At 68.8% G+C, this 7,470-nt stretch carries 9 protein-coding genes; 5 read left to right on the top strand and 4 right to left on the bottom strand.

Annotated features, from left to right (window positions below):
• Window positions 1-92: 92 nt before the first annotated feature.
• Window positions 93-590, bottom strand: coding sequence for a DUF456 domain-containing protein (locus tag ACWF82_RS24490; protein ID WP_452504690.1), 498 nt, complete (start codon window positions 588-590; stop codon window positions 93-95).
• A gap of 110 nt (window positions 591-700) precedes the next feature.
• On the opposite strand from ACWF82_RS24490, the gene ACWF82_RS24485 reads away from it, so the two are divergent.
• Together ACWF82_RS24485 and ACWF82_RS24480 are read left to right on the top strand one after the other, a co-directional pair.
• Window positions 701-1,798: a CaiB/BaiF CoA transferase family protein gene (locus tag ACWF82_RS24485; RefSeq protein ID WP_452504688.1), complete on the top strand. Its 1,098-nt coding sequence runs from the start codon at window positions 701-703 to the stop codon at window positions 1,796-1,798.
• Window positions 1,799-1,876: 78 nt separating this feature from the next.
• Window positions 1,877-2,242 carry a hypothetical protein gene (locus ACWF82_RS24480; protein ID WP_452504686.1) on the top strand — a complete coding sequence of 122 codons (366 nt, stop codon included), beginning with the start codon at window positions 1,877-1,879 and terminating at the stop codon, window positions 2,240-2,242.
• Window position 2,243: 1 nt separating this feature from the next.
• Here ACWF82_RS24480 and yczR read toward each other — a convergent pair whose 3' ends face one another.
• Window positions 2,244-3,746, bottom strand: a complete 1,503-nt coding sequence (yczR, locus tag ACWF82_RS24475; protein ID WP_452504684.1) for a MocR-like transcription factor YczR — start codon at window positions 3,744-3,746, stop codon at window positions 2,244-2,246.
• 19 nt (window positions 3,747-3,765) lie between these two features.
• Here yczR and ACWF82_RS24470 point away from each other — a divergent pair, with 19 nt between their 5' ends.
• From ACWF82_RS24470 to ACWF82_RS24460, 3 genes are all read left to right on the top strand, one after another.
• Window positions 3,766-4,074 carry a hypothetical protein gene (locus tag ACWF82_RS24470; protein ID WP_452504682.1) on the top strand — a complete coding sequence of 103 codons (309 nt, stop codon included), beginning with the start codon at window positions 3,766-3,768 and terminating at the stop codon, window positions 4,072-4,074.
• 49 nt (window positions 4,075-4,123) lie between these two features.
• Entirely contained in the window at window positions 4,124-4,687 is a 564-nt protein-coding gene (locus ACWF82_RS24465) for a methylated-DNA--[protein]-cysteine S-methyltransferase (protein ID WP_452504680.1), read from the top strand.
• Between the two features lie 174 nt (window positions 4,688-4,861).
• The gene (locus ACWF82_RS24460) at window positions 4,862-5,680 is read left to right on the top strand and encodes an alpha/beta fold hydrolase (protein WP_452504678.1); all 819 of its coding nucleotides are present in this window, start codon (window positions 4,862-4,864) and stop codon (window positions 5,678-5,680) included.
• 64 nt (window positions 5,681-5,744) lie between these two features.
• On the opposite strand, the gene ACWF82_RS24455 is transcribed toward ACWF82_RS24460, so the two are convergent.
• Entirely contained in the window at window positions 5,745-6,038 is a 294-nt protein-coding gene (locus tag ACWF82_RS24455; RefSeq protein WP_452504676.1) for a hypothetical protein, read from the bottom strand.
• Window positions 6,039-6,175: 137 nt separating this feature from the next.
• Window positions 6,176-7,465, bottom strand: coding sequence for an adenylosuccinate synthase (locus tag ACWF82_RS24450; protein WP_452504674.1), 1,290 nt, complete (start codon window positions 7,463-7,465; stop codon window positions 6,176-6,178).
• Between the last annotated feature and the right edge of the window lie 5 nt (window positions 7,466-7,470).

Below are 7,470 nucleotides of genomic sequence, written 5' to 3'. Positions count from 1 at the left end.
CGGTCAGGTGCCGTTGCGTAGGCGACGAAGGAGCAAGCAACGGTGCCTGACCGGCGGGACACAAGGGGCCGCGAACTCGAGCGCGCCAGCGCTCAGACCAACACAGAGCCGGTCAGCCACACACCGGCGGCGACCAGCGCGCCGAGCAGCTCGACCAGCATCGACAGCCCGACACCCTTGAGCGCGTGCGCCGTCGCGGGCCAGGCCAGCTGGTTGGTCTTCAAGCGGTACAGCTCTGCCAGGTAGACGCCGAGTACGAAGCCGATGAACAGGCCGACGATCGGGATGACGAAGAACCCGACGACGCCGAGGATCGCGCCGACCAGCAGCGCCCGGTTCGACACTCCAGCCTCGCGCATCCGCCTGCCCGGCCAGGTGTATTTCACGATGCCGGAGATGCCGAGCGCGACCGTGGCGATCGCGAGCACCGTCCAGGCCTCGGCGCCGCCGGTCATGAAGGCCCACACCGCGATCGCGGCGAAGATCAGGATGACGCCGGGCAGGATCGGCACGATCACGCCGACGAGACCGACCAGAATGACGAGGCCTACGATGACCTCACCCCACACGCTCACTACGGGTCCTCCCATTGTGGCGCCGAGTCGCGCCACCGGAATTCTCGCCCATGCCCTACCCGGGCCGCCATCCCGACGCTATTGTCAGAGTGTCAATACCGTTCGACGATGAACAGAGGTCAGGTGTGAGCGAGTCCACCACCGCCAAGCAGGGACCCCTCGCGGGGATCAAGGTCATCGAGCTGGCCGGCATCGGGCCGGGCCCCCATGCCGCGCTACTGCTGGCCGACCTCGGCGCCGACGTGGTCCGCGTGCAGCGTCCCGGCATGATGCCCGGTTTCATGGAGCGCCCGCAGTGGCGTGGCCGGACCATTGTCGAAGCGAACCTCAAGGATCCCGCCGACGTCGCCAAGATCCTCGACCTGGTCGAGAAGGCCGACGTGCTGCTCGAGGGCTTCCGGCCCGGCGTCACCGAGCGCATGGGCCTCGGCCCCGACGACGCGCTGGCCCGCAACCCGCGCCTGGTCTACGGCCGGATGACCGGCTGGGGTCAGCACGGCCCGCTCGCCGATCGCGCGGGCCACGACATCAACTACATCTCGCTGACCGGCGTGCTCAACGCCATCGGCCGCAAGGGTGAGCGGCCGGTGCCGCCGCTGAACATGGTCGGCGACTTCGGTGGCGGCTCGATGTTCCTGGTGTTCGGCGTGCTCGCCGCGCTGGTCGAGCGGCAGGGTTCCGGCAAGGGCCAGGTCATCGACGCCGCGATGATCGATGGGGCGCTTGCCCTTTCGCACATGATCTGGGGCATGCGCGGGGTCGGCCTGTGGTCCGACGAGCGCGGGACCAACCTGCTCGACACCGGCATGGCGTTCTACGACACCTACGAGACCTCCGACGGCAAGTACATGGCCGTCGGCGCGATCGAGCCGCAGTTCTACGCCGAGCTGCTGGCCGGGCTGGAGATCGACCCGGAGGGTCTGCCGATGCAGATCGATCCGAACGGGCAGGAGCAGCTGCGCAAGCTGTTCGCGGACAAGTTCAAGACCAAGACCCGCGACGAGTGGGCCGCGATCTTCGACGGCACCGACGCCTGCACCACCCCGGTACTGACCTTCACCGAGGCCGAGCAGAACCCGCACATCGTGGCCCGTACCGGCCTGATCGATATCGAGGGCGTCGTCCAGCACGCGCCGGCGCCGCGGTTCTCCCGCACTCCCGGTGGCGTGCCGACGCCGCCGCCGTCGGAAACGACACCGATCGAATCGGTCTGGGTTGACTGATTTGCCTGCCTGTCGCCGGTAGTCTGATCGACTATCGACGACAGGCATCGGACCCGCACCGGCCATCGGCCACCGAAGGTGCTCGCCGCGCTCATCGCGGTCACCACCTTCGGCGCAGCGCTGCTCGCCTTCGCCATGGCCGAAGGAATGTTCGACGATCGCAAGTCCCGGTTCGTCGCATCGCGGTGTCACAGCGAGGCCCCGGTGCCCGCGGCGGTCAGCGCGCTCAACGGCCTCGCCGCCGGACTGTTGATGGCCAGCACGATCTCGCTGGTGTTCCTGCTGGTGCTGTTGTTCCGGCATCCGTCGCCGCGCAGCGCCGTCGCGGTGCCGCTCACCACGGTGGCGATCCTGATCTCGATGCTGTTCATGCTCGGCGCCGGCTACGAGACGGTGCGGCCAGCGTCCGCGTCGGCCGGAGCCCACCCGTGCGGATTCGGCTGACTCAGTAGCAGGTGAGCGGTTGCAGCGGGTCGGCGGCGCGCGGGGTCAGGGCTTCATAAGCGGCGGCGATGGATTTCACGGCAAGGCGCAGCTCTGGTTCGGGGTGGGTGAACGGCAGGCGCAGGAAGCGTTCGAAGGCACCCTGGACGCCGAAACGTGGTCCGGCGGCGAGTAGTACGCCGTGGTTGGGGGCGGTGGCGGCCAGTGCGGTGGAGACGGGGCTCGGCAGCTGCGCCCAGACCGACATGCCGCCCGCGCCGGGGGCGATGTACCAGCCGGGGAGATCTTCGGCGACGGCGTCGAGCAGGGCGGCGCGCTGGGTGCGCAGCTGCTCGCGGCGGCGGTCGAGGATGGGTTCGGCGTTCTCCAGCAGGTGGACGGTGGCCAGCTGGTCCATCACCGGGGTGCCGAGGTCGACGGTGGCGCGGATGCCGAGCAGCTTGGTGATCAGCGCCTGATTGGTGCGGATCCAGCCGACCCGCAGACCACCCCAGAACGACTTCGACGCCGAACCGATGGTGATGATCTCCGAGCCCTTCGCGAACGCGGCGACCGGTGGCGGCATGGTCTCGCCGGACAGATTCAGATCGCTCATCGACTCGTCGACGACGACGGTCATCCTGGTGTCGCGGGCGATGGCGGCCAGTTCGGCGCGGCCGTCGGCGTCGAGCAGCAGACCGGTGGGGTTGTTGAAATCGGGGACCAGATAGGCCAGCGTCGCCGCGGTCTGCCTGGCTGTGCTGCGCAGGCCGTCGAGATCCCAACCGGCGTGCGGGAATTCGGGGCGCAGCGGGACCGGGATGGGACGGGCGCCGACGTCGCGGATCGCCTCGATGGCGTTCGGGTAGGTGGGGTGCTCGATCAGCACGCGCGCGGCGGGCGAGGTGAGTACGTTGAGCAGCAGCCGGAGGCCGTGCTGGGCGCCGAGCGTCACCAGGATCTGTTCGGGCTCGGTGGGCAGGCCGCGGGCGGTGTAGCGGCGGGCCAGCGCCTCGCGCAGGGCGACAACGCCGACCGGGTCCATGCCGTGCGTGCCGAGGTAGGCCGGAATGCCTTGCAGTGCGGTCGAATACGCATCGTGCAGTTCCGGTGGGGCCGACATCGCGGCGTAGGTCATGTCGATGGTGGGCAGTTCGGGCTGGGCCATCAGCGCCATGATTCCGCGGGCCGGCTTGGAGCCGTCGTGCTGGATGGCCGGCGGCAGGGCCACCGTGCTGCGGGAGCCCTGGCGGCTGATCAGGTAGCCGTGCTCGCGCAGCAGCGAGTACGTCGAGGTGATAGTGGTGCGGCTGACGCCGAGGGTGGTGGCCAGATCGCGCTCGCTGGGCAGGGCGACGCCGAGCGGGGCGCGGCCGTCGTGGATCAGCAGGCGGATCGCCTCGGCCAGCGCCAGATAGGCGGGGCGGTGTGGGCGGCGCTCGGGGGAATCGCCGCCGGTTTCGGGGTCACGCCACCGGCCGAGGTCGCGGGCCAGGCCCGACGCGCCGATCACTCTTGTCGCCATGAAGTCCAGTATTCCGTAAGTGGATATTTCTGGGCAAGGCCAGTCGGAGGATTCTTACGATATGACCACTTTCCTCGCCCTCGCCGTCGCCACCGCCTTCGGGTACGCCGTCTATCACTTCTCGCCGAAACAAGGGGAATTGCCGTTCTGGCCCTTCCAATACCTGCCGCACGACCGGGCTTTCGGCACTTACGACGATCAGCGTCTGTTCCGCGATCTCGATGCGGTGCGGGTACACGAGGACGAGTCGACATCTCCGAACAGTCCAGTCCAGTTGTCGAAAACTGGACCTTCCGAATCCGGAGAGCGCGGGCCGCTCGCCGCGTGAGCGCGGGGGCGGGCCGGAATCTGTCACCGGGTCGGCGCACACTGTGATCATGAGTTCCGGAACCAGGACCGAACCGGTTGCCGCGGCACTGTTCGACACGGCGATCGGCCTGTGCGCGATCGCCTGGCACGGCGAGACTGTCGTGCGGTTCCAGTTACCCGAGGCGAGCGAGGAGGAGACGCTGGCCCGGATCACCAGGCCACTCGGCGGCGTGCCGGTGGTCGAGGACGAACCAGGGCCTGCGATCACCGCGGCGATCGCGGGGATTCGTGCCCATCTGACGGGCACGGTCGACCCGTTGCGCTGGATCGACGTCGACCTGGGCGGTGTGCCCGAGTTCTACCGTGCCGTCTACGCGGTGACCCGCGAGATCGACCCCGGCCACACGCTCAGCTACGGCGACATCGCCACCCGCCTCGGCGCGCCCGGCTCGGCCCAAGCCGTCGGGCAGGCGCTGGGGCGCAACCCTGTCCCGCTGATCATCCCCTGTCACCGGGTCCTCGCCGCCGATCACGCGCTGCACGGGTTCTCCGCGCCGGGCGGCATCGGCACCAAGGCGCGACTGCTCGAGATCGAGAACACCCCGGGTTTCGGCGAGCCGATGCTGTTCTGATTCCGACCGATGAATCCGCGCGGCGGGCGCCGTCTGCACCGGTACCGGACAAGATCGAATTCGCCGGGGCGCGCCGGCGGCGGATGCCCGGCGTAAACCCGTGCCGACCTGCTAAGACCCGATCGCGTAACGTCGAGTCCGGTGGTCACACGGCCCGTATCGAGAGGAACCACAATGCAGACTGTGACGTCGGCCGACGGCACCACGATCGCCTACGACCGCGTCGGGGACGGCACGGCGGGGACGGTCATCCTGATCGGCGGCGCGTTCAGCTACCGCGGGTTCGCGACCATGGTCGAGCTCGCCGAGACGCTGGCCACCGAGTTCGACCTGACGGTGCTGAACTACGACCGGCGCGGGCGCGGTGACAGCGCCGACTCCCCCGGCGTGTACGACGTGGCCAACGAGATCGCCGATATCGCCGCGCTGGTCGAGGCCGCGGGCGGGAAGGCCGCGCTGTTCGGCTGGTCCTCCGGTGCCGCGCTCGCGCTGCTGGCCGCGGCCCAGGTGCCGGGCGTGACCGAGGTGGTCGCCTTCGAGCCGCCGTTCGTGGTCGACCCGAAAGACCATGTGCCGCCGAAGGATCTGGAAGCCAAACTGCATCCGTTGATCGCCGCGGACGACCGCAACAAGACGGTCCGCTACTACATGACCAAGGCGATGGGCATGCCCTGGCTGATGGTCACCGCGATGCGCGTGACCCCGTTCTGGAAAGACCTTGCCGCGACGGCCAATTCGACCGCCCACGACTGGGCGGTGATGAAGCCGTACATGCGCGGCAAGAAGCTCGACGCCGCCGAGTGGAGCGGCGTCACCGTTCCGGTGCTCGTCCTCGCGGGCGACCGCACCGCCCCGATGCTCACCAAGGGCGCCAAGGCCGCCGCCGAGGTCCTGCCGAACGCGAAGTTCGCCGAGCTGCCCGGCGTCACCCACAACCCGAAGGTCTCGATCCTCGCCCCCGCGATCGGTGAATTCCTCACCCGCGCACAATGATCCGCACGCGGCCCTGAGCATCGACGACTTGGGGTCTGCCGCCGTCGCGATACAGGCCGATCGGTCATGGTGGCGGCGGGTGGTCCCGGTAGAACTGGCAGGGATCGCCGGTGAGATAACCGTCCATGCAGGCGAAGTAGGTCTGGACGCAGGCATTGCTGGTGCAGCCCGCCGTGTAGAGCATCCCGCGGATCCGCTCGTTGCGCTGCTGGGAGGGGATGAGTGTCTGGGCGGGCGGGAGCACCGAACTCACCGGTGCCGGGCTGGGCGGCGGGGCGGGTTCGCCCGGCGAGCTACAGCCGGGCAGGACGGCGAGCGTGAGCAGCGCCGACACGGCCAGACCTGCGCGTATCGCCATCAGCCACCTCCGTCCGGAACCGCTTCGACGGTACCCCGGGCACGGCCGGCGCCACCCGCAGACCCGTCGGGAGATGACCCTGAACAGCGAAAACTGCCCCTCCCCGAAACCGGGAAGGGGCAGTTCGCGAAGGAAACTCAGCCCAGGACGTCGTGGCGGACGATGGTCTGGTCGCGGCCGGGGCCGACGCCGATGCACGAGATCCGCGCGCCCGACAGCTCTTCGAGCCGCAGCACGTAGGCCTGCGCGTTGGCGGGCAGCTCCTCGAAGGTGCGTGCCTGCGAGATGTCCTCCCACCAGCCGGGCATCTCCTCGTAGACGGGCTTGGCGTGGTGGAACTCGGTCTGGGTGGTCGGCATCTGCTCGACCCGCTCGCCGTCGATCTCGTAAGCGACGCAGATCGGCACGGTGTCCAGACCCGACAGCACGTCGAGCTTGGTGAGGAAGTAGTCGGTGATGCCGTTGACGCGGGTGGCGTAGCGGCTGATCACCGCGTCGAACCAGCCACAGCGACGAGCGCGACCGGTGGTGACGCCCACCTCGCCGCCGTTCTTGGCCAGGAACTCGCCGAAGTTGTCGAACAGCTCGGTCGGGAACGGGCCGGAGCCGACGCGGGTGGTGTAGCACTTGAGGATGCCGAGCACCGTGTCGATCTTGTTCGGGCCGATGCCGGAGCCGACCGCGGCGCCGCCGGAGGTCGGGTTCGACGAGGTGACGAACGGGTAGGTGCCGTGGTCGACGTCGAGCAGGGTGCCCTGCGAGCCTTCCAGCAGGATCGTGTCGCCACGCTCGAGCGCCAGGTTCAGCTCGAGGCGGGTGTCGGAGATGCGGTGCTTGAACGACTCGGCCTGCTCGAGCACCTCGTCCACCACCTGCTGCGGGTCGAGCGCGCGGCGGTTGTAGATCTTCACCAGCACCTGGTTCTTGAACTCCAGTGCGGCTTCGACCTTCTGGGTGAGGATCTTCTCGTCCAGCACGTCGGCCACGCGGACGCCGACGCGGGCGACCTTGTCCTGGTAGCAGGGGCCGATGCCGCGGCCGGTGGTACCGATCTTGCGGCTGCCGAGGAAGCGCTCGGCGACCTTATCGATGGCCACGTGGTACGGCATGATCAGGTGCGCGTCGGCGGAGAGCAGCAGGCCGGAGGTGTCGACTCCGCGCTCTTCCAGACCGGCGAGCTCGTCGAGCAGCACACCCGGATCGACGACGACACCGTTGCCGATGACGTTCTTGACGCCCGGGGTGAGGATGCCGGACGGGATCAGGTGCAGAGCGAACTTGTCACCGTTGGGGAGGACCACCGTGTGGCCCGCGTTGTTGCCGCCCTGATAACGGACGACCCACTGCAACCGCTCACCGAGCAGGTCGGTAGCTTTGCCCTTGCCCTCGTCGCCCCACTGGGCGCCGATGAGGACGATTGCCGGCATTTCGC

The organism is Nocardia sp. NPDC055053 (assembly GCF_053608285.1).
Note: the sequence above shows the minus strand (reverse complement) of the source record. Positions and strands in the feature narration are given on the sequence as shown.